General features: G+C 61.7%; 20 protein-coding genes, 4 tRNA genes and 1 pseudogene. 14 read left to right on the top strand and 11 right to left on the bottom strand.

The genetic code is table 11. The features are described 5' to 3' along the window. Positions 1 to 9 precede the first annotated feature (9 nt). The 4 genes and pseudogenes from USDA257_RS17695 to USDA257_RS17680 all read left to right on the top strand — a co-directional run bounded on the left by USDA257_RS17695 (position 10) and on the right by USDA257_RS17680 (position 3,350). Complete coding sequence (locus tag USDA257_RS17695) at positions 10 to 1,359, top strand: multicopper oxidase family protein (RefSeq protein WP_014764323.1); 1,350 nt, start codon at positions 10 to 12, stop codon at positions 1,357 to 1,359. Positions 1,360 to 1,398: 39 nt separating this feature from the next. After that, positions 1,399 to 1,878 (top strand): cupredoxin domain-containing protein, encoded by a 480-nt coding sequence (locus USDA257_RS17690; RefSeq protein WP_014764322.1) that lies wholly within the window; start codon positions 1,399 to 1,401, stop codon positions 1,876 to 1,878. 17 nt (positions 1,879 to 1,895) lie between these two features. After that, positions 1,896 to 2,180 carry a copper-binding protein gene (locus USDA257_RS17685; protein ID WP_014764321.1) on the top strand — a complete coding sequence of 95 codons (285 nt, stop codon included), beginning with the start codon at positions 1,896 to 1,898 and terminating at the stop codon, positions 2,178 to 2,180. Positions 2,181 to 2,266: 86 nt separating this feature from the next. Beyond that, a pseudogene (locus USDA257_RS17680) lies at positions 2,267 to 3,350 on the top strand (adenylate/guanylate cyclase domain-containing protein). Here USDA257_RS17680 and USDA257_RS17675 read toward each other — a convergent pair. Together USDA257_RS17675 and USDA257_RS17670 are read right to left on the bottom strand one after the other, a co-directional pair. Beyond that, complete coding sequence (locus USDA257_RS17675; protein ID WP_014764319.1) at positions 3,266 to 3,634, bottom strand: hypothetical protein; 369 nt, start codon at positions 3,632 to 3,634, stop codon at positions 3,266 to 3,268. The pseudogene USDA257_RS17680 and the gene USDA257_RS17675 overlap by 85 nt on opposite strands. Before the next feature lie 268 nt (positions 3,635 to 3,902). Then, on the bottom strand, positions 3,903 to 4,898 hold the full coding sequence (locus tag USDA257_RS17670) for a LacI family DNA-binding transcriptional regulator (protein WP_014764318.1): 996 nt from the start codon (positions 4,896 to 4,898) through the stop codon (positions 3,903 to 3,905). A gap of 180 nt (positions 4,899 to 5,078) precedes the next feature. Between USDA257_RS17670 and USDA257_RS17665 the strand changes: the two genes are divergently transcribed. The 6 genes from USDA257_RS17665 (at position 5,079) to USDA257_RS35555 (ending at position 10,296) form a co-directional block, all read left to right on the top strand. Further along, positions 5,079 to 6,029 carry a sugar ABC transporter substrate-binding protein gene (locus USDA257_RS17665; protein WP_014764316.1) on the top strand — a complete coding sequence of 317 codons (951 nt, stop codon included), beginning with the start codon at positions 5,079 to 5,081 and terminating at the stop codon, positions 6,027 to 6,029. A 129-nt stretch (positions 6,030 to 6,158) separates the two neighbouring features. Next, positions 6,159 to 7,280 carry an ABC transporter permease gene (locus USDA257_RS17660; protein ID WP_014764315.1) on the top strand — a complete coding sequence of 374 codons (1,122 nt, stop codon included), beginning with the start codon at positions 6,159 to 6,161 and terminating at the stop codon, positions 7,278 to 7,280. Continuing rightward, positions 7,280 to 8,068: an ATP-binding cassette domain-containing protein gene (locus tag USDA257_RS17655; RefSeq protein WP_014764314.1), complete on the top strand. Its 789-nt coding sequence runs from the start codon at positions 7,280 to 7,282 to the stop codon at positions 8,066 to 8,068. Before USDA257_RS17660 ends, USDA257_RS17655 begins: the two co-directional genes overlap by 1 nt. 82 nt (positions 8,069 to 8,150) lie before the next feature. Next, positions 8,151 to 8,945: a hydroxypyruvate isomerase family protein gene (locus USDA257_RS17650; protein ID WP_014764313.1), complete on the top strand. Its 795-nt coding sequence runs from the start codon at positions 8,151 to 8,153 to the stop codon at positions 8,943 to 8,945. Positions 8,946 to 8,971: 26 nt separating this feature from the next. Then, positions 8,972 to 9,991: a Gfo/Idh/MocA family oxidoreductase gene (locus tag USDA257_RS17645; RefSeq protein WP_014764312.1), complete on the top strand. Its 1,020-nt coding sequence runs from the start codon at positions 8,972 to 8,974 to the stop codon at positions 9,989 to 9,991. An 11-nt stretch (positions 9,992 to 10,002) separates the two neighbouring features. After that, positions 10,003 to 10,296, top strand: a complete 294-nt coding sequence (locus tag USDA257_RS35555) for a MurR/RpiR family transcriptional regulator (RefSeq protein ID WP_332908268.1) — start codon at positions 10,003 to 10,005, stop codon at positions 10,294 to 10,296. A gap of 751 nt (positions 10,297 to 11,047) precedes the next feature. Here USDA257_RS35555 and USDA257_RS17635 read toward each other — a convergent pair. The 5 genes from USDA257_RS17635 to USDA257_RS17615 form a co-directional block, all read right to left on the bottom strand. Then, positions 11,048 to 11,124 (bottom strand) — tRNA-Arg (locus USDA257_RS17635). 31 nt (positions 11,125 to 11,155) lie between these two features. Beyond that, a complete protein-coding gene (locus USDA257_RS17630) occupies positions 11,156 to 11,461 on the bottom strand; it encodes an ETC complex I subunit (protein WP_041414354.1) in 306 nt (101 codons plus the stop codon). 328 nt (positions 11,462 to 11,789) lie between these two features. Then, positions 11,790 to 11,866: transfer RNA gene (locus USDA257_RS17625), tRNA-Pro, on the bottom strand. Positions 11,867 to 11,943: 77 nt separating this feature from the next. Further along, positions 11,944 to 12,429 carry a DUF192 domain-containing protein gene (locus USDA257_RS17620; RefSeq protein WP_014764311.1) on the bottom strand — a complete coding sequence of 162 codons (486 nt, stop codon included), beginning with the start codon at positions 12,427 to 12,429 and terminating at the stop codon, positions 11,944 to 11,946. Further along, a complete protein-coding gene (locus tag USDA257_RS17615) occupies positions 12,429 to 13,007 on the bottom strand; it encodes a cold-shock protein (RefSeq protein ID WP_014764310.1) in 579 nt (192 codons plus the stop codon). The genes USDA257_RS17620 and USDA257_RS17615 overlap by 1 nt, the downstream gene beginning before the upstream one ends. Before the next feature lie 193 nt (positions 13,008 to 13,200). Here USDA257_RS17615 and gloA point away from each other — a divergent pair, with 193 nt between their 5' ends. The 4 genes from gloA to USDA257_RS17595 all read left to right on the top strand — a co-directional run bounded on the left by gloA (position 13,201) and on the right by USDA257_RS17595 (position 16,016). Next, positions 13,201 to 13,641, top strand: coding sequence for a lactoylglutathione lyase (gloA, locus tag USDA257_RS17610; RefSeq protein ID WP_014764309.1), 441 nt, complete (start codon positions 13,201 to 13,203; stop codon positions 13,639 to 13,641). Positions 13,642 to 14,149: 508 nt separating this feature from the next. Beyond that, on the top strand, positions 14,150 to 15,469 hold the full coding sequence (locus USDA257_RS17605) for a D-Ala-D-Ala carboxypeptidase family metallohydrolase (RefSeq protein ID WP_041414352.1): 1,320 nt from the start codon (positions 14,150 to 14,152) through the stop codon (positions 15,467 to 15,469). A gap of 153 nt (positions 15,470 to 15,622) precedes the next feature. Then, a tRNA-Glu gene (locus USDA257_RS17600) sits at positions 15,623 to 15,697 on the top strand. A 243-nt stretch (positions 15,698 to 15,940) separates the two neighbouring features. Next, positions 15,941 to 16,016, top strand: a tRNA-Glu gene (locus USDA257_RS17595). 113 nt (positions 16,017 to 16,129) lie between these two features. On the opposite strand, the gene USDA257_RS17590 is transcribed toward USDA257_RS17595, so the two are convergent. From USDA257_RS17590 to USDA257_RS37890, 4 genes are all read right to left on the bottom strand, one after another. After that, positions 16,130 to 16,489: a hypothetical protein gene (locus tag USDA257_RS17590; protein ID WP_014764308.1), complete on the bottom strand. Its 360-nt coding sequence runs from the start codon at positions 16,487 to 16,489 to the stop codon at positions 16,130 to 16,132. Between the two features lie 285 nt (positions 16,490 to 16,774). Then, entirely contained in the window at positions 16,775 to 17,530 is a 756-nt protein-coding gene (locus tag USDA257_RS17585; RefSeq protein WP_041415362.1) for a hypothetical protein, read from the bottom strand. Positions 17,531 to 17,571: 41 nt separating this feature from the next. Then, the gene (locus USDA257_RS37895; protein WP_014764306.1) at positions 17,572 to 18,393 is read right to left on the bottom strand and encodes a hypothetical protein; all 822 of its coding nucleotides are present in this window, start codon (positions 18,391 to 18,393) and stop codon (positions 17,572 to 17,574) included. A 21-nt stretch (positions 18,394 to 18,414) separates the two neighbouring features. Continuing rightward, positions 18,415 to 19,011: a hypothetical protein gene (locus USDA257_RS37890; RefSeq protein ID WP_223843332.1), complete on the bottom strand. Its 597-nt coding sequence runs from the start codon at positions 19,009 to 19,011 to the stop codon at positions 18,415 to 18,417. Between the last annotated feature and the right edge of the window lie 17 nt (positions 19,012 to 19,028).

The following is a 19,028-nucleotide window of genomic DNA, read 5'->3' as shown; positions in this document are numbered from 1 at the left end:
GAACAGGCAATGTTCAACAGAAGACAGCTACTCGGCGCGAGCGCCGCCCTGGTATCGACCGCCGCCTGGGCGAAGACGTCCAACATGGGACTGCCCGAAGCCGCCGTGATGGAGACGGCGGAGACGCAGCCGCCGCTAAAGCCCACCTCCGGCCCCGACTACAATCCGGTCGTCACGCTCAACGGCTGGACCCTGCCTTACCGGATGAATAACGGCGTCAAGGAGTTCCACCTGGTCGCCGAGCCGGTGGAGCGCGAGATGGCGGAGGGCATGACCGCCTATCTCTGGGGCTATAACGGCCAGTCGCCGGGCCCGACGATCGAGGCGGTCGAAGGTGACCGGGTGCGCATCTTCGTCACCAACAAGCTCCCCGAGCACACGACCATCCACTGGCACGGCATGATTCTTCCCTCCGGCATGGACGGCGTTGGCGGCCTGTCGCAGCCGCATATCCCGGTCGGCAAGACCTTCGTCTACGAGTTCGACCTCGTGAAGTCGGGCACCTTCATGTACCACCCGCATTCCGACGAAATGGTGCAGATGGCGATGGGGATGATGGGCTTCTTCGTGATCCACCCCAAAGACCCGAAGTTCATGCCGGTCGACCGCGACTTCGTCTTCCTGCTCAACGCCTACGACATCGATCCCGGTTCCTATGTGCCGCGCGTCATGGAGATGACCGACTTCAACATGTGGTGCTGGAACAGCCGTGTGTTTCCGGACATCAGCCCGCTCGTCGTCTCCAAGAATGACCGTGTGCGGGTGCGGGTCGGCAACCTGACGATGACCAACCACCCGATCCACATGCACGGCTACGACTTCGAGGTCACCTGCACCGACGGCGGCTGGGTGCGCCCAGAAGCGCGCTGGCCGGAGGTCAGCATCGACATCCCGGTCGGGGCGATGCGGGCCTACGAGTTCGACGCCAAGTACGAGGGCGACTGGGCGATTCATTGCCACAAGTCGCACCACACGATGAACGCCATGGGGCACGACATCCCGACGTTTATCGGCGTCGACAAATCGAAGGTCGCTGAAAAGATCAAGAAACTTCGCCCGGAATACATGCCGATGGGCACCAAGGGCATGGCCGACATGGGCGAGATGGAGATGGAAATCCCCGAGAACACCATCCCGATGATGACCGGCTGGGGTCCGCACGGCCCAATCGAGATGGGCGGCATGTTCTCGGTCGTCAAGGTGCGCGAGGGCATCTCCGCGGGCGATTACGCCGATCCCGGCTGGTACGAAAACCCGCCCGGAACCCAGGCCTGGGAGTGGACGGGCGAGGTTCCCGACGCGCCGAAAGCCAAGGACGCCAAGACCCAGATCATGCCGAACCATAAGAACCACGGCTGATCCCGCATGCCGATGTTTAACCAACCAAAGGAACACACCATGAAAGCTGCGCTCTTCGGAGTTCTCGTCGCCGCGCTCGCCACGCCGGCGCTCGCCGGTGGCAATCACGCGGGCGGGCACGGCGAGGCCATGGCCGTCGGCGAACCCGGCAAGAAAGCCGCCGCCACCCAGACGATTCAGGTCACGATGAAGGAGACGGACGACGGCAAGATGATCTTCACGCCGTCGACCTTCAAGGTCCGCAAGGGCCAGACCGTCCGCTTCGCGATCAGGAACGCAGGCGAGCTCGACCACGAGTTTGTGCTCGACCAGGAGGACAAGATCATGGAGCACAAGGCGGTGATGGAGAAATTCCCGGAGATGGAGCACGACGACCCGAACGCCATCCGTCTCGCCGCAGGGGAGTCCGGCGAGATCATCTGGAAGTTCACCAACGACGGCACGTTCAAGATCGCCTGCCTCGTGCCCGGGCACTACGACGCCGGCATGCACGGCGACGTCACCGTCGCCGGAAAGTAATTCGAAAGGAGCCTGACATGAAAACGCTGATCAAACTCGCCCTCGCCTCCGCTCTCGCCCTCGGTACCGCCTACGGCGCTCTCGCCGCCGAGTTCACCAAGGGCACGGTCAAGAAGATCGACGCCAAGGCCAAGAAGGTCACGCTGATCCACGAGGAACTGAAGTCCCTCGACATGCCCGCGATGACCATGGTGTTCCGCGTCCAGGACGACGCCATCCTGGAGAAGCTGAAGGAAGGCTCGAATATCGAATTTGTCGCCGAGCGCGTCAACGGCAAGTTGACCGTGACCGAGGTCAAGTAAGAAGGCCAGGACGCGGACGATCACTCGGCCGCGTCCTTTACTTACCCGGTGTGAACCGGAAAGAACCCGAACTCACGTTGTCGGACATGACGTCGTCGCTTCACCCTGAATGGGATGCCGCAAGGGAATTCCGTGCAATCCTCCTGCGCTTCGTCGCCTTCGCGATCCTGCTCGCCAACCTCCTGCTAGGCGGCAGCGAGGGGGCCGAAGGGACGCACCTTTCGTGGTGGTCAGCTATTTCCTCATCAGCGTCGCTTCCGTCGTGACCGTACGCTTGCTGCCGGGACGCTCTTGGCTCAAGACGCTGTTCGTCATCCTGGATACCCTCCTGACTTCCTCCTGCTCGTCCATATCGGCCTCAAGCTCGACCGTCTTCTGGTGCTCGTCTTTTCAGGCATCGTCCTCGCAGGATCACGACCGCACGCGCAGGGGGGCCCTGAAGGCGGATCAACGGCGTCTCAATCTCTCTCGATTCTTCTCGCCGTTTATTGTCTCGGAACTACAGGAACGGGGTGAGACGCTTGGCCTGGAGCGACACAACGCAGCGATCATGTTCGTCGATCTGCGCGATTTCACCAGTTCTGCCGAAACAGCGCCCGCCAGGAACTGGCGTTAGTGCTTGCGGAGTACCGCCGGTTGGTTTCCCAGACAATCTTTGAACACGAACGGTCGACAAGTTCATTGGCGACGGAGTCATGGCAGTGTTCGGACGACCGAAACCTTGCGCTCTCGACCTGGTCGATGCGCTTAAGACGGGATGAACCACAATTTCTTGAACGGGTACCCTGCCCTCGATGCTGCCATTGGCTTGTACTCCGGCACGGTCGTCTGCGGCGTCCTCGACAGCGGCTGCCACAGCGAGTTTACGGTGATCGGCGATGCCGTGAACGTGGCACAACGGCTCGAGGCCCTCGCAAAAACGCTCTCTACTCCCCTGTCAGTCTCCTCCGACCTTATAGCGCAACTGAAGGGCCCAGCCCCGCCCGCAAATTGGCAGCTGCAGAGTTCGGCCCAGTTACCTGGCAGGCGCGTTCCAATCGATGTCTTAATATTGGCTGAGAACAGCACCGGATCGCGGATCAGCGCTACGAGACCGGAGGTGTGCACACCGCCTTCCAGAGATCGTCCTTCCAATCCGAGCTTCCGTCCTGCGACGCAGGTATCGGATAGTCGACTCCCCTGACGGAGACCTTGGCGGGATCGGCACACTTCACCAACGCTCGATGTTTTCCCGGATCGCTGTACACAGCACCGTTTTTGGAATGCATCTGCGACAGCGAAATGAGAACGTCGTAATCGTAGCCCATCTTCGAGGCGAGTTGGCTGCCTACCAGGGAGAGACTGACGACCGTATCATCACTAAAATGCGCGGTATGAAAAACGACCGGCTCGGTCGCCGCAACGGGCGAGAGCAGCAACACCTGCACAACAACAAATGACGCTCCTGCGCGCATTCACCCCTCCCGCGGTTCATGCGATGGAAGAACTATATCACGCTAGGTGGTCCGGTCGCATACGACCCGTACGCCCCGGTATGATAGTGACACCAGGGGTTCGTAACCTGACCCAGTTCGAACTCGAAGCCTTCGGTGCAGTCGCGCCGGACGGGTCCCCCGTAATCGACCCGGCAAGGGACCTGAAAACAGTGGAACAAGGCGCAGCGACGACAGTCTGGTGCGCCACCTCCCTATGTTAGAGGATGGTCTCGCTAATGACGGCGGCTCATGTGGAATTGCGCACGACAAGGGTGCCCGGCAGTGTCACGGTCTCCGGCTCCAGCCGTCCCGTGATCATTCCAACGATTATCTGAACCATTTCCTGCCGCGGCTGCTCGTATGTTGTGAGGCTGTAGGCGGACGATCCGCAGAGCTCGTAGTTGTCGAAGCCGACGACGGCTATGTCTTCCGGGACCCGCAAACCGAAACGGCCGCGGATTTCATCCATCGCTCCGAGCGCCAGGATGTCGTTTTCGCACATAAGGACGTCGACTCGGTCCACGGGGTCGGTCTGCTTGAGATAGCTGAGGACGGCTTCGGCCCCGGCCTCGGCGCTGTATTTCTCAGCCGAGAACACCGCGACGTCATCCACACCCTTCTCCTTCCAGAAATCGACGAAGTGTTGCCGACGTCTGAGTGCCGTCGATAGGACTGTCGCACCCGTCATGAAGCCGGGCCGCCGGTATCCTCTTTCGAAGAGATGATCGACGATCTCGCATAGCGCCAGTTCGGCATCGCATGTGACTGCCGGCACGCCTTCGATCTGGCTGTCTCTCGCCAGCACGAACATGGGTGGCGTCCCCCGGCCCAATTGCAAATCGCTAAGTGTCTCGCTGCGAAATGCCGTCCCAAACAGGATGACGGCATCGACCTGGCGCTGGTCTGCGTGAAGCAGTGCGTGCACATGGTCGAAGTGCGTGTTGATATTGATCAGCATGGCGACGAGGCCTTCGGCCTGCAGTCGTTCGGTCAATGTCTCCAGGAACGGCAACTTCTGAGGATTGGCGAAATCATCGACGAACACTGCCACCTGATGGGTGGAGTTGGTCGCGAGGCTGCGGGCAAGCAGGTTCGGAGTGTAGTTGAGCGCCGCGGCCGCCTCGAGGACTTTGCGTTTGCTTTCCTCCGCGATCGATGCGCCCGGAGTGAAGGCCCGTATGACCGTCCACTTCGAGACACCTGCGGCATCCGCTACTTCCCTCGCTGTCGCTCGCTTGCGCATAGAGCCTCCTGCAAATGGAATGGACATTCCATTTTTGATTCAGATGAAATGAATTCTTGCTTTTACTGCATCCGAGGATAATATGCACCTGTTTGCACCCGGTAGCAAACCGACATGCACCCGGTAGCATTCGTTTTTCTCGCCTTCCTGTGGAGTGGAGGGCGAATTGAGGAGGAGCAAATGAAATCTCTCTTGAAGAAGCTCGCATTCGGCGCTGTCGCATTCGGCGTCGCCACCTCGGCGGCCGTGAGCGCGAAAGCTCAGGAGCCCACCATCATCGCCGTGACGCATGGGCAGGCATCCGACCCGTTCTGGTCGATCGTGAAGAACGGCATCATGCAAGCCGGCAAGGACAGCAACGTCCAGGTCGACTACCGCGCGCCGGAGACCTTCGACATGGTGGCCATGGCTCAGCTCATCGAAGCTGCCGTCAACCAGAATCCCGCGGGCATCGTGATTTCCAACCCGGATCCGGACGCGCTCGGCCCGGCGATCGAGAAGGCCGTCGCCGCCGGCATTCCGGTCATATCGATGAACTCCGGCATCTCCGCCGCCGAAAAGCTCGGCATCAAGCTGCATGTCGGCCAGGATGAGACGCCGGCTGGTGTCAAGGTCGGCGAGAAGCTGAAGTCGCTCGGCCTCAAGCACGTCCTCTGCGTCAACCAGGAAGTTGGCAACGCCGCGCTCGACCAGCGTTGTGCCGGCACGGAGCAGGGCTTCGAGGGTGGCAAGGTCACGGTGCTGCCGACGACCTCCGATCCCGCCGAGATCGAATCGAAGATCCAGGCGGCGCTCACGTCCGATCCTTCGATCGATGTAGTGCTCGGCCTTTCGGCTCCGCTTGTCGGCGAACGGGCAGTGGCGGTCGTGGAGAAGATGGGTGCCGGCGACAAGGTGAAGGTCGCCTCCTATGACCTTTCGGCGAGCTTCCTTCAGTCTGTAGCCGACGGCAAGGCGCTGTTCGCGGTCGATCAGCAGCCATACTTGCAGGGATATCTGCCGGTGACTTTCCTGGCGCTCAATGCGCGTTACGGCACGGTCCCGGCCGGCAATGTGGCTTCTGGCCCCAGTTTCGTCACCACCGAGACGGCCGCGCAAGTGATCGAGAAATCCTCCCAGGGCATCCGCTAAGGCGGAGCCTGGCAGCCCCCGTCTTGGCGGGGGCTGCCCCTGGCGCCCGCGCATTCCGTCGACGCGAGACTTCAGTTCGCAGGCGGTCGTCGCGCGCACGGACAACGACCGACATCTAAGGAACGGACCATGACGCTAGCCAACGAACAGAACGGGTCTGCAGTCGGACCCGATGAGCGGCTGAAAAAGGTTTCGACATTGACCGCAATTCTACGGCGTCCCGAGCTCGGCGCTGTAGCCGGTCTGGTGCTCGTGACCATCTTCTTCGTCCTCACCGCTAATCCCGCCATGTTCACGTTGGCGGGTGTGATGAACTTTATGGCACCGGCTGCCCAACTCGGCATTCTCGCCATCGGCGCGGCCCTCTTGATGATCGGCGGCGAATTCGACCTTTCGATCGGCTCCATGGTCGCCTTTGCCGGTCTCGTCTTCGGCACGGCGCTCGTCGTCTGGCAGATGCCGCTCAGCGTCGCCATTCTCGTGGCGCTCGGGTTTGCCGTATTCATCGGTGTCACCAACGCGCAGCTCACCATGCGCACCGGCCTTCCTTCCTTCATCGTGACGCTGGCCTTCCTCTTCATCCTGCGCGGCCTGACGCTGGTCGGCCTGAAATGGGCAAGTGGTGGCGCGACCCAGCTTCGCGGCATGAAGGAAGCAGTGGCCGGCAGCCCGTTGGCCCCCCTGTTCTCCGGAGATGCCTTCCCCGGACTGTTCACCTGGCTTGCGCAAGCCGGCATCATCGACACCTTTCCGAACGGCACCCCGAGGGTGCCGGGTATTCCGGTCGAGATCCTGTGGTTCATCGCCATCGCACTCCTTGCCACCTGGGTTCTGTTGAGAACACATTTCGGCAACTGGATCTTTGCGTCCGGTGGTGATCCACGTGCGGCGCGCAAGTCGGGCGTGCCGGTGGCGAGGGTCAAGACCACGCTGTTCGTCATCACCGCCCTTTGCGCCACGCTGGTCGCCATCCTGACCGTGCTCGACGCCGGTTCGACGGACGCCCGCCGCGGCTTTCAGAAAGAGTTCGAGGCGATCATCGCGGCTGTCATCGGCGGCTGCCTGCTAACCGGCGGCTACGGCTCCGCCATCGGCGCTTTCTTCGGATCGATCGTGTTCGGTATGGTGCTGATTGGCCTGACCTACACGTCGATCGACCAGGATTGGTACCTTGTTTTCCTCGGCGGCATGCTGCTGACCGCCGTCGTCTTCAACAACGTCATCCGCAAACGCGTCACGGGAGAACGCTGATGAGCACATCTCAGACGCCCCTCGTCGAGGTCAGGAATCTCGTCAAGCATTTCGGCTCCGTCATTGCTCTCAACGGCGTGTCAATGAACGTGTATCGGAACGAGGTTCTATGCCTGCTCGGCGACAATGGTGCGGGCAAATCGACGCTGATCAACACGCTTGCTGGGGTGCATAAGCCGACCTCGGGCGAGTTCCTCGTCGAGGGGCAGCCTCGGTTGTTCTCCGGCCCGCGCGACGCCCTCGATGCCGGCATTGCCACGGTCTATCAGGACCTTGCGATGATCCCGCTGATGTCCGTGACCCGCAACTTCTTCATGGGTCGCGAACCCTTGATCGGCTTCGGCCCCTTCAAGCGCATGGACATGGACGAGGCTGACAACGTGACGCGCGACGAGATGCACAAGATCGGCATCGATGTGCGCGACCCGCAGCAGGCCGTTGGCACGCTATCAGGCGGCGAACGGCAATGCGTGGCGATCGCCAGAGCGGTCTATTTCGGCGCCAAGGTGCTGATCCTCGACGAACCGACATCCGCGCTGGGCGTAGCCCAGACGTCGATGGTGCTGAAGTATATCAACCAGGTCCGGGCCAAGGGCCTAGGCGTGATCTTCATCACCCACAACGTTCGTCACGCCTATGCCGTTGGCAACCGCTTCACGGTGCTCAACCGCGGCAAGACGCTTGGAACCTATGCCAAGAACGAGATCGCTATCGACGAACTGCAGAACCTGATGGCCGGCGGCAAGGAGCTGCAGTCTTTGTCGGAAGAGCTCGGCGGAACGATCTGATCGAATCCTGATCGCATGCCTCTTCGGTGCGGCGCTTCTGCGCCGCGCCACCCATCGTCATACCCAAAATACGGAAACGCCAATGACTGTATCGAAGACTTCTCCCTTCCCCCTCGCAGCCTGCGCGGAAATGCTCTGGCGCGACAAGCCGATCGAGTGGCGCGCCTCGCGCCTCAAGGAAATGGGTTTCGGCGTTGGTCTCTGGAACTGGCCGGAGCACGATGTCAAGAAACTGGAAGCGACCGGCGCGACCTTCACGATCATGAACGGCTATCTGACCGGCCGTCTGACAGATGACGACGGTGCAGCAGAGCTCCTCAAGACGGCGCGCGAGACCGCGCAGGTTGGAAAACGGCTCGGCGTACAGCGGCTCAACCTGCATGGCACGGGCCTCGGAGACCGCGGACTGCCGGTCCAGCCTGTCGAAGTCGTCACGGGCGCGATGTGGCTGAAGGCGCGCGATACTCTCTGCCGCATCGTGGAGATGGCTGAAGAAGAAGGCGTCACCTTCACGCTCGAAAACCTCAACCTGCCGGTCGACCACCCCGGCGTGCCCTTCGGCCGCGCCGAGGACACGCTGACACTGGTCTCGAGCGTCGACGATCCGCGGCTTCGCCTCAATCTCGATCTCTATCATGCCCAGATCGGCGAGGGGAACCTGATCGAACTCTGCCGTAAGTGCCTGCCTTGGATCGGCGAGATCCAGGTGGCTGACGTCCCTGGCCGCTGTGAACCCGGTACCGGCGAGGTCAACTGGAACGGCGTCGCCAGGGCGCTGAATGCCATGGGCTATTCCGGCCCGATCGGCATGGAAGCCTGGGCCGCTGGAGACCCCGAAGCGGCGCTCGAAGCGTTCCGTAACGCATTCACCATCTGACTTTTTCAGCCAGCAGGATCAATTCAATGCCCAAGAACAAACCCGTCAATGTCGGTCTCATCGGTGCCGGCCGCATCGGTTCCTTTCACGGTGAGACCGTCGCACGCCGCGTCGTCGACGCCGAGCTCGTCGCCATCGCCGATCCCGCGCCAGGGGCCGCGGCTAGCCTCGCTGGCAAGCTCGACGTCGAAAGCTCGTACACCGACGTCGCGGATCTCCTCGCCCATCCGGGTCTCGATGCCGTGATCATCGCCACGCCGGCGCGGTTTCACACGAACATCCTCGTGCAGGCCGCCGAAGCCGGCAAGGCGATCTTTTGCGAGAAGCCCATGGCGTTGACCCTGGAGGATGCCGACCGGGCGATCGCGGCGGCGCGCTCTGCCGGCGTTCCGCTTCAGGTCGGCTTCAACCGCCGCTGGGATCAGGCCTTCTCGGAAGGACGTGCTGCGATCGATGGCGGAAAGATCGGCGCCCCCCAATTGCTCCGCTCGCTCACCCGCGACCCCGGTCCGTTTGGTGCCGACCCCGCTAGGATTCCGCAGTGGACGATCTTCTACGAAACGCTGATCCACGATTTCGACACGCTGCTTTGGCTGAACCCGAACGCCAAGCCGGTCGAGGTTACGGCCGTTGCCGACGCGCTCGTTCGCCCGGATTTTGCGGATAAGGGCTTCCACGACACGGCGGTCGTCACGATCCGTTTTGACAACCGATCGATCGCTGTCGCCGAAGCGAATTTTTGCGCGATGTACGGCTACGACATCCGCGGCGAGGTCTTCGGCTCCGGCGGCATGGTGACCATGGGCGATGTGCGCCGCTCCAGCATGACGCTGTTCGATAAGAACGGTGTGTCAAACGAGACCTGGCGTCGCGACACCGACCACTTCGTCCACGGTTACACAGCGCAGCTCGCGTCCTTCGTAACCGCCGTTCGTCGCGGCGAGATTACCGAAGGACCGACCGGCATTGATGCGCGCAATGCGCTGAGCATCGCGCTTGCCTGCATCGAGTCCGTTTCACAGAAGGCAGCCGTCGCGCTGAAGTAAAAGGGCGAGAAATGGAGGCGGTCATAAAAATGAGCCTAGCGTCGAAACCTCCGACCAACGTCACGGAGCTTAAAGGCATGTTCGCTTCCAGGGCCCTTAAACTTCCGAAACAGCTCGAGCAGGTCGCTCGTCTGGCCCTCGAACGGCCAGAGGTTGTCGCCTTCGGCAGCGCGCGTTTGATCGCTGTTGCTTGCTCTGTCTCTCCCACCACGGTCACACGGCTTGCTACCGCCCTTGGCTTCGATAGTTTTCGAGATTTCAAGTTGTTCTTTCAACAGCATCTAAGGAGAACTGCGAACTCCTAGACCCGCGGGTGTCTTTGATAGGCTTCGGTCGGCCGCGGCCTCCGCGGCGGCCACCTTTGTCTCGTCGACGCGAGTAACGGTCAGCGACCGCTCTGGGATCAGCACCGTGATGAACGGCTCCGATCGGCAACACGGGCAATGGCGGAGTTGGCCAAGGCGGCGGTCTTGGCGTAGGAATTCCGTCCCTTCCCGCAAATGCCCTTAGCTGAGCGATGTCCATCTTGGCTCAACCGACCCATTCGTGCGCCGGACGCCAACGACAGTGCTGGGTCACTCTTTCCGGTTCAGATCAGTCGCGGCAGGGTTGGATTCGCAAGTCCATTGAGAATGTGCAGAGAGGCGGCTACGAGCCCGGCTAGGCAAATTGCTTGGCCACCACAACCTACACTGCACGCGAGAGGATTTCGTTCAGATAGGCTTCCTGATAATCCCGGTATCGGCGAGACGCACTGCGATTGCGACCCCGCTCTCATGCTGCGGGTTGCGCAGGACGGGATTTTTTCCGAAGGCCCGATCGATATACGGCACGCGGATCGGCTGGCCTAGACCTCAAGCGCACGAGTGGATCCGGCTGCACTGGACTGGGAAGGATTGATCTGCCAAACCGATGCTCGTCGCCAAACTCGCGCACGTTTCCATCGTCAGCAAGGCTTGGATTACAATCAGGCCCAGTCGGCTGCGGATGCGACCACAATAAGACCTCACCGGAATCGCGGCTCCGCGAAATCATCAGTTAAGTAATTGAATTTTTTGGCGACCCCTGCAGGACTCGAACCTGCGACAACCTGCTTAGAAGGCAGGTGCTCTATCCAGCTGAGCTAAGGGGCCGTCGGACCGGTGGCCCGGCCTGCCGCGGACCTCAGTGGGTCCAGGGCTGCATCCGATTGAAACGGAAATTGTCCGAATAGGACACATTCTTGCGCGTCGCGTCCTTGGGCGCGATGACGCGGTATTCGATGCCGTTGCGTTCGGCATAGGCGATCGCCTGCTCGGCGGTCTCGAAGGTCAGCCGCAACTGCTGCCGCATGTCGCCGGAGCTCGTATAACCCATGATCGGGTCGATGGTACGCGGCTTTTCCTGATCGAACTCCAGCACCCACAGATTCGTCTTGGCCTTGCCGGACTGCATCGCTGTCTTCGCGGGACGATAGATCTTCGCGGACATTGCTTTCCCGTCTCTCCATCTCGACCCCGACGCATCACCGGATGCGCGAAGTCGCTGTCGTGTCTTGGACTTTGAGCATGATTTTGTCCCTGGATCGCGTGCAATCTCCCGAGACCCATGCCCTGCGGGGCAATGTCTGCCCCATGCCTCGTCTTCCCTTAGCGCAGAATGATTTAAAACGGAATGACTTCCGACAGGAAAATACAGCTTTTTCAAGCGTGTGCCGCGGGTACTCGTGGCGACAGGCCGCGACAATTTGCAGCTCTCGCAGGCGCCGGGCCTCGGCTGCCCGCTATCTTCAACTGGATAGCAAAATCAAAGATTTAAGTGGTCGGAGTGGAGAGATTCGAACTCCCGACCCTCTGGTCCCAAACCAGATGCGCTACCAGACTGCGCTACACTCCGAACCGACGAAGGCGGAGATACACGCTTCGCCTTCCACCTGCAACAGCAAATTTGGTCGTGCCGGCCGTACGATGGACTCAGCGCTCGTTGACCGGAATGCGTGCGCCGGCGATCCGGTCGCCGGGCCTGATCCCGAGCCGTTTCACCGTTCCGGCGTTGAGCTCGAGCACGAAGGCGACCGGCTCTTTCGAATCGATGATCGCATCCGACAGGGGGACGGCGTTCTCATGAATGGTCCGGACGGTGCCGTCTTCGGCGATAAAGAGCATGTCGAGCGGCAGATATGTGTTCCTCATCCACATCATCACCCGCCGCGTCTCGCCGAAATCGAACAGCATGCCGTGGTCCGGCGCCATCCGCCGCCGGTGCATCAGGCCCTGTTCGCGCTGGTCCGGTTCGATCGCCAGTTCGACGGTGAGGTCGTGGGCCCGCCCTCCACTGGTGAAAAGCCGGATCTTGTCTCTATCGAAGGAGACATCGGCGGCGAGCGACGAGACGAGCACCGACAACAAAAAAAGCGCCGAAATGGCGCTTCTTGCAAGGAAGTCGCGAAGCGTGTGCATCAGTGCGACCGGTTGGTCGGTGTCGGGCCGTCCGGATGAATTTCCGCAGCCATCAAACCCTTCTCTCCGTCACCGAAGCGGCACAGCACAACTTGGCCCGGGCGCAGTTCCGTCAGACCGAAACGGCGGAGGGTCTCCATATGCACGAAGATGTCCTCGGTGCCTTCGCCGCGCGTCAGGAAGCCGAAACCCTTGGTGCGGTTGAACCACTTGACCAGGACCCGCTCCAGGCCGCTCGTCGGCGTCACCTGGACATGGGTGCGTACCGGCGGGAGCTGCGAGGGATGAACCGCCGTCGACTGATCCATGGAGAGAATACGAAAGGCCTGGTAACCGCGCTCGCGCTTTTGCACGAGCGCCACGACTCGGGCGCCCTCGAGCACGGTCTGGTAGCCGTCGCGCCTCAGGCAGGTGACGTGCAGCAAGATGTCCTGCATGCCATTGTCGGGAACGATGAAACCGAACCCCTTGGCGACGTCGAACCATTTGATGACGCCGGTGATCTCGATGAGATCGAGAGCGTCATTGCCAAGGCCGTCATTCTCGATGACACCTTTTGAAGATGTTCTGTCCGCCATTCTCCCAGCCCCTCGTTACGCGCAACTCTCGATACGGTTAACTGATTCTTATGGACCAGAATAACATCGTCCCGCTGCGCATGCGCAAGTCCCTCGACGTAAATTGGCCGAGGTCATTTATGGGGCCGCAGGCTTGCCTCTGGCTTGCTGTCCCTTAAGTATACGCCATCTTCGGCAAAACAGGGACAATCCAATGCGCTATCTGCACACGATGGTTCGTGTAAAGGACCTCGACCAAGCTCTCCATTTCTACTCAACGCTGTTCGGGCTCCAGGAAATTCGCCGATACGAGAACGAGAAAGGCCGCTTCACGCTCGTCTTCCTCGCCGCACCCGGCGACCTCGACCGCGCCAAGGCAGAGGTGTCGCCCTGTCTGGAACTCACTTACAACTGGGACACCGAGGACTATACCGGTGGACGGAATTTTGGTCACCTCGCCTATGAGGTCGATGACATCTACGCCTTTTGCAAGCGTCTGATGGATAACGGAGTGACGATCAACCGACCACCCCGCGACGGTCACATGGCCTTCGTTCGCTCGCCCGACGGGATATCGATCGAGATTTTGCAGAAGGGAGAGCACCTATCGGCACAGGAACCCTGGGCGTCGATGGGCAATACCGGCAGCTGGTAAGCCCCGCACAATCCGGAGCGCCCAAGGTGCGGGGGTGCGACCGGTACCGCATGATTGCCTCGATCGGGGACCGCCCCAAGGGCAAGACGTTGCGGCACTTTACAGTGGTACAGCGAACTTGGTGCGTGTGAACGCGCGGCGCTGTAGGCCGGTGCGGCACGGCGCGCGGGACCGGACTCGAAGATCAGCAGCAGCAACTGAACGATCCAGAGGTTTTCAGGCCCGGCCAGCGCGCCGGCCTTCGTATATGTTTTGTGAAGTCGGAATTGGTTAGCGCCGGTTTACAAATTGCGCGGTGTCCACTAATTTCCGCGCCATAGTTGAAACGGGGTTATGCTTCGCAATCATTTGCGGCACCATAACCCTCTACTTGGCCTGACCTTCCCGTGGCGGGGTAATTTCTCGCCGCGAGAGCAAAGTTGTCTGTTCTGAGAACTGTTTCGGAACTGAGACTTGATGCGTGTCCGTGAGAGAAGCCGGGCCACGCACGGAGAGTGGGGATAAGACGTTGCAACACCTGGATTCGAGACGCGCGCTCCAGACGATCGGGCGCGTCGCGGCGCTCTCCGTATCACTTCTCGCCCTGGCCGGCTGCGTCTCGGCGGTCGCCGACAGGGAGGGCGCCAATCCGGTCGAATCGCAGCAAGCCGTCGCTCCATCGAGTGCCGCGACGCCGCAATCCGAGGGCGAGCTTTCCAATCAGACCGCCGGCGCCGGTACGACCGCTCAACTGCAAGTGGAGGATCCGGCTGCCCAGGCGGATACGGCCGCTTTGCCACAGGGCCTGACGACGCAAAGCACCGGCCTCAACGCCACGTCGTCGAGCATTTACGGGCAGTCGCCCGTTACTGGGAGCGTGCCTGCGAGCGCCGCCCAACCATCCGGAACACCAGCCGGCGCTCAGCCGGGCGTGAATGCGACGAGCAACAGCCTCTTCGGCGGTGCACAGCCGGCTGCGCCGCCCGTCCTGCCGGCCCAGGAAGGAGCGAGCAATGCAGCTCCGACGGTGGCGCAGCCCGGCACAGAAAGCACCGCCAGCACGGCCGATCTTCCTCCCGCCGTCCCGCTGCCCACGAGCGCACAGGCGGCGCGTGCCGGCGAGACGTCCGCCCCATTGCAGACGGTCGACGTCGCATCGACCGGACAGGTGGCACCGCCTGCCGCGGATCCGGTTCAACCCGCCTCGCCCGCAGACAACGAGAAGGAGCCGCAGCGGACGAGCAAGAGCTGGACGTTCGCAAGTCTCTTTGCCGCCAAACGCAAGCCGAAGCTCCGCAGCAGCGACGCCAGCAACACTGAGGCCGCTGAGAAGCGGACCATCACGACCGCCAATGCGGCTGAACCGCAGGTCGCCTCGCTCGCCTACACCGCGCTTCCGGGCGTCAAGCTGAATCCGCTGTTCAACATGGATCATGCCGACCACGCAGGCGAAGAGGATGACGCGCCGGTGGAGGTCGCCAATCTGTCGGGCCTCGCCCGCTTGGCGCCAAGCGGCCTGATCCTGCAGACGGAGAGCGTGGAAACCGGCTGCTTCAAACCGACGCTTCTCGCAATGCTGAAGAGTGTCGAGCGGCATTACGGTCAGAAGGTGATGGTCACGTCAGGGCTTCGGCCGATCAAGGTCAACCGGAAACGCCAATCGCTCCACACGCGCTGCGAAGCGGCCGACATCCAGGTCAAGGGCGTCAGCAAGTGGGACCTGGCCGAATATCTCAGGAGCCTGCCGGGCCGTGGCGGTGTCGGCACCTATTGCCACACCGAATCCGTGCATATCGACATCGGCCGGCAGCGTGATTGGAATTGGCGCTGTCGCCGTCGCAACGGCTGAAGTGGTTGCGGACATTTTTCTGAGAAAAAGTGGGATTTGCCGCTTGCGGGAATCCAAAGTGCTCTCTATAAGCCACCTCGTCTTGCAGCGCCACGCGCCGTTCCGGAGCACAATGGCCGCTGCAACTTTGCACGGTTTGATAACCGTGCTGAGGCGCCCATCGTCTAGCGGTTAGGACGCCGCCCTTTCACGGCGGTAACACGGGTTCGAGTCCCGTTGGGCGTGCCATTCTCCTTATCCAATACTTACGGATACTCCGACATCGGCGCACACGGCATGTTTATGCTTGCGAGTGATAACGGCTTGCGGCAATTGCTCTTAAATTTCGGCAGAAAGATCGAAAATATTGCTTCGGATGACTTGCGGTAATCCGAAGTGCTCTCTATAAGCCACCTCGTCTTGCAGCGCATGCGCCGTTCCGGCGCACAAAAGGCCGCTGCAACACTTTGCACGGTAAATAAGCGTGCGGAGGCGCCCATCGTCTAGCGGTCTAGGACGCCGCCCTTTCACGGCGGAAACACGGGTTCGATTCCCGTTGGGCGTGCCATCCACTAAAAATTTCCATTTTTTACAGGCAGATCCACGACCGTGGGTTTCGGCCATCGAAACCGGAGTTCGGAGGAGCTGCAGACGCACGTCGCTGCGGCTCGATTTCCGGTCTTACCCTTGCTTGACTACAGAGACACTGACCTCGCCGTCCGACGCGACCGTGCAGGCGATGGTCGCCGAGCGCGGCTCGACGCCACCCTGGCGCAGGTAGTCGATCTTGACGTCAAGCGTGGCGACCTGCGCGCCGTCAGCGCCTGTGCGCACCGGCTCGGTCAGGCTAGTTTCGACGGCAGCCGGATTGTATGGCGCGGCCCATTGGGCGATCGCCTCGTTGCAGCGCTCGACGGTCGGCCGGTCGGCCTCCGAAACGCCGTGGCTGACCGGCGTCACCGGTTCCGGCAGCAAGTCGGCCGCGAAGGCTGGACCGGCGAGAAAAAACATGGCGGCACCGAGCATTCTGATCGTCTGCATGGCCTGTGATCCTCTCCTACTGAAAGTGCTACAGCCGCCTTTGCGCGTCTGATAAGGCGCGCGGCGCTGTGGGGCGTGACCGGCATTCTAGCTTGTCTATCCAGCAAAATAGCAGTGCGACTTTTGGTGGAAGGAGCATACTCCGTGGCAAGGGCTCAATGCGTCGCGGATCGGCAGATATGCGTGGCAGGACGATGGATGGCGAGGCGGGCCAGCCAATGTGGCAGCTAAATGGGAGTCCATCGCCATGGTCACTCGCCGATGATCCTATCGCGCGGCTCCGGCTTAATTCACCGCGATGACCATGCCGTTCGAGTCGAGATGGCACCTGACTCGCGCCCGACGGACCTCGATGCCGCCTTGTCCTGCATAGTCTATGCGCACTGCAATTGGCGCGGTGAGCGCGCCGTCGCGTTGCGAGACGAAAGGACCGGCGCTTGCCGCGCGTATGCGCACGGCGCCAAGGGGCAACGCAGCCGATGCGATCGCCTGGAGGCAGACGCGCACCACGGCGCTTGAGTCACCCGAAATCGCTCCCGTCGTCATCGGGTCCGTAACGGGATAGCCCGAAACGCCTTGCTTGTATTCGCCGCGCTCACCAGGCCCAGTTTCTATCGGCCAGAGGATGAGAGGCAGACGGATGGATGGCGGTACGGCCTGTGCGGGAGCAATGCCGACAATCGCTCCTGCACCGACACTCTTTGGAGTGACGCTACTCTTTCGAGATCCGGGGCTTACGAGGAGACCAGGTAAAGCACGGCTCGGAACAGGGGTCGCTCGCTTGCCTTTCGACGATGCGGCTCCCCCACCAGATCCGGACGAGGTCCCGTGACTCTTGCCGCTAGCTCCACTGTTTGATCCCGCCTTCGCGCCGGTCGAGGCTCCGGCCTTTGCTGCGCCTCCTGAGCTGTTCCCTGGCGAGCCGCCGCTCTTACCACCAGCCGCGGCGGCGCTGAACTTGCCGGCGACACCGAGGTCGAGAGCCGGGGCCAGCCCAATTGCAATTGCAATCACGAATGTGGCAGCCAGGTAAATGCGCATCACCAGAGTCCTCAATCTGCGCATATCAACCTCGACTTCCCTTACCAGAGGCCGGGCACGAGCCGCCGGGGGAAAAGCGAATCGGGCAGCGCCTTCGGTACAGGCTGAACATCGACCTTTCGACGCTCGGTAGCGGGTTTGCGGCCATCTATTTCCTCCGGCGTCGCCGCACGCTCGCGGCCACCACCCCGATCGCGCGCAGCGTCCGATGCACGGCGCTGCGCCGCCAATACCCGGGTCAATTGCTTCTTTGCCACGTCGCGTTCTCGGCGAACGGTGTCGAGCTCCCGAGCGAGCGACCTTGCCTTCTCGCGTTCCAATGCGAGTTCTTCGCCAGCTCGCCTCGCCTCAGCCTCGGCAATTTGGCCAGCCAGCACAGCGGCAGCCTTCTCTGCCGCTGCGAAATTGGCGTCGGGCTCCGGAACAGCAGCCGATTGGAGGGCATCGGCGAGATCGCGCCCGTCCTCCACCGCCCGCCTCTGCGTCGCCCGCATCGCCGAGTCGAGCTCCCGGCGAACAGAGTCGAGATCACGAGCGAGCGACTTTGCCCTCTCGCGTTCCGATGCGAGTTCTTCGCCAGCCCGCCTCGCCGCAGCCTCGGCATTCCGGCGAGCCAGCACAGCAGCCGCCATCTCTGCCGCTGCTAAATTGGCGTCGGGCTTCGGAACAGCAGCCGATTGGAGGGCATGGGCGAGATCGCGCCCGTCCTCCATCGCCCGCTGCTGCATCGCCCGCATCGCCGTGTCGCGCTCCCGGCGAGCAGTGTCGAGATCGCGAGCGAGCGACCTTGCCCTCTCGCGTTCCAATGCGAGCTCTTCGCCAGCCCGCTTTGCCGCAGCCTCGGCAACTTGGCGAGCCAGCACGGCGGCCTTCTCCGCCGCTGCCTAATCGGCGCCGGGTTCCGCGGCAGCGGACGATTGGCGGGCCAAGGCGAGATCGCGCTCGTAAGCTCCAAGCTTTTGCCGCACCTCCTCAAGCGCTCGTCTCTCATCGGCCAGCGCCGCTTCCGCGGCGTCTCGTGCCCTGAGCGCGGCAGCCTTTGACCGCATTGCTCCGGCGGCTTTGGCCTCCAACTCTTCAACTATCTGCAGCACCATCGTCAGATCACGCGCGCGTGCTTCGGCTCTTTGGCGTTGCTTTTCGGCGACTTGCCGCATCGCATCAAGGTCTCTTCTGGCCGCCGCCAAAGCGCGGCGGAGAATTTCCTCCAGCTTACCACCCGCCATTTGCGTACCGTTCTTGGGTGCATCGACGTTCTGGCTCGCCGCGAGGAGCTTTTCAGGTGCGGCACTCCTGGCGCGTCCGCGCAGGGTCAACTCAGGTGTATCGTTGATCGACGCTTCAGCAGCCTCTCCTCGCGCCGAAGCGCGTATTTCGAGCATGTCCTGTGGAGCAAGTGCGTCGACAGTTGCTGCCTCCCGGCCTGCCGGAGACCCAAGTAGCAAAACGAGGCTGAACGAAATGAGGCTGAGCGTTGCCATAGCTTGGTCCCGCCGGG

The sequence above is a fragment of the Sinorhizobium fredii USDA 257 genome (assembly GCF_000265205.3).
Taxonomy (GTDB): Bacteria; Pseudomonadota; Alphaproteobacteria; order Rhizobiales; family Rhizobiaceae; genus Sinorhizobium; species Sinorhizobium fredii_B.
This window is presented reverse-complemented; position numbering and strand designations above follow the sequence as displayed.

Bases quoted from the DNA above. Each gene is read 5' to 3' on its own strand.
- USDA257_RS17695 (WP_014764323.1), top strand. From the start codon at position 10: ATGTTCAACAGAAGACAGCTACTCGGCGCGAGCGCCGCCCTGGTATCG.
- USDA257_RS17620 (WP_014764311.1), bottom strand. From the start codon at position 12,429: ATGCACACGCTTCGCGACTTCCTTGCAAGAAGCGCCATTTCGGCGCTT.
- USDA257_RS17665 (WP_014764316.1), top strand. From the start codon at position 5,079: ATGAAATCTCTCTTGAAGAAGCTCGCATTCGGCGCTGTCGCATTCGGC.
- USDA257_RS17660 (WP_014764315.1), top strand. From the start codon at position 6,159: ATGACGCTAGCCAACGAACAGAACGGGTCTGCAGTCGGACCCGATGAG.
- gloA (WP_014764309.1), top strand. From the start codon at position 13,201: ATGCGCTATCTGCACACGATGGTTCGTGTAAAGGACCTCGACCAAGCT.
- USDA257_RS17670 (WP_014764318.1), bottom strand. From the start codon at position 4,898: ATGCGCAAGCGAGCGACAGCGAGGGAAGTAGCGGATGCCGCAGGTGTC.
- USDA257_RS17615 (WP_014764310.1), bottom strand. From the start codon at position 13,007: ATGGCGGACAGAACATCTTCAAAAGGTGTCATCGAGAATGACGGCCTT.
- USDA257_RS17630 (WP_041414354.1), bottom strand. From the start codon at position 11,461: ATGTCCGCGAAGATCTATCGTCCCGCGAAGACAGCGATGCAGTCCGGC.
- USDA257_RS17590 (WP_014764308.1), bottom strand. From the start codon at position 16,489: ATGCAGACGATCAGAATGCTCGGTGCCGCCATGTTTTTTCTCGCCGGT.
- USDA257_RS35555 (WP_332908268.1), top strand. From the start codon at position 10,003: ATGGAGGCGGTCATAAAAATGAGCCTAGCGTCGAAACCTCCGACCAAC.
- USDA257_RS37890 (WP_223843332.1), bottom strand. From the start codon at position 19,011: ATGGCAACGCTCAGCCTCATTTCGTTCAGCCTCGTTTTGCTACTTGGG.
- USDA257_RS17685 (WP_014764321.1), top strand. From the start codon at position 1,896: ATGAAAACGCTGATCAAACTCGCCCTCGCCTCCGCTCTCGCCCTCGGT.
- USDA257_RS17675 (WP_014764319.1), bottom strand. From the start codon at position 3,634: ATGCGCGCAGGAGCGTCATTTGTTGTTGTGCAGGTGTTGCTGCTCTCG.
- USDA257_RS17655 (WP_014764314.1), top strand. From the start codon at position 7,280: ATGAGCACATCTCAGACGCCCCTCGTCGAGGTCAGGAATCTCGTCAAG.
- USDA257_RS17690 (WP_014764322.1), top strand. From the start codon at position 1,399: ATGAAAGCTGCGCTCTTCGGAGTTCTCGTCGCCGCGCTCGCCACGCCG.
- USDA257_RS17650 (WP_014764313.1), top strand. From the start codon at position 8,151: ATGACTGTATCGAAGACTTCTCCCTTCCCCCTCGCAGCCTGCGCGGAA.
- USDA257_RS17645 (WP_014764312.1), top strand. From the start codon at position 8,972: ATGCCCAAGAACAAACCCGTCAATGTCGGTCTCATCGGTGCCGGCCGC.
- USDA257_RS17585 (WP_041415362.1), bottom strand. From the start codon at position 17,530: ATGCGCATTTACCTGGCTGCCACATTCGTGATTGCAATTGCAATTGGG.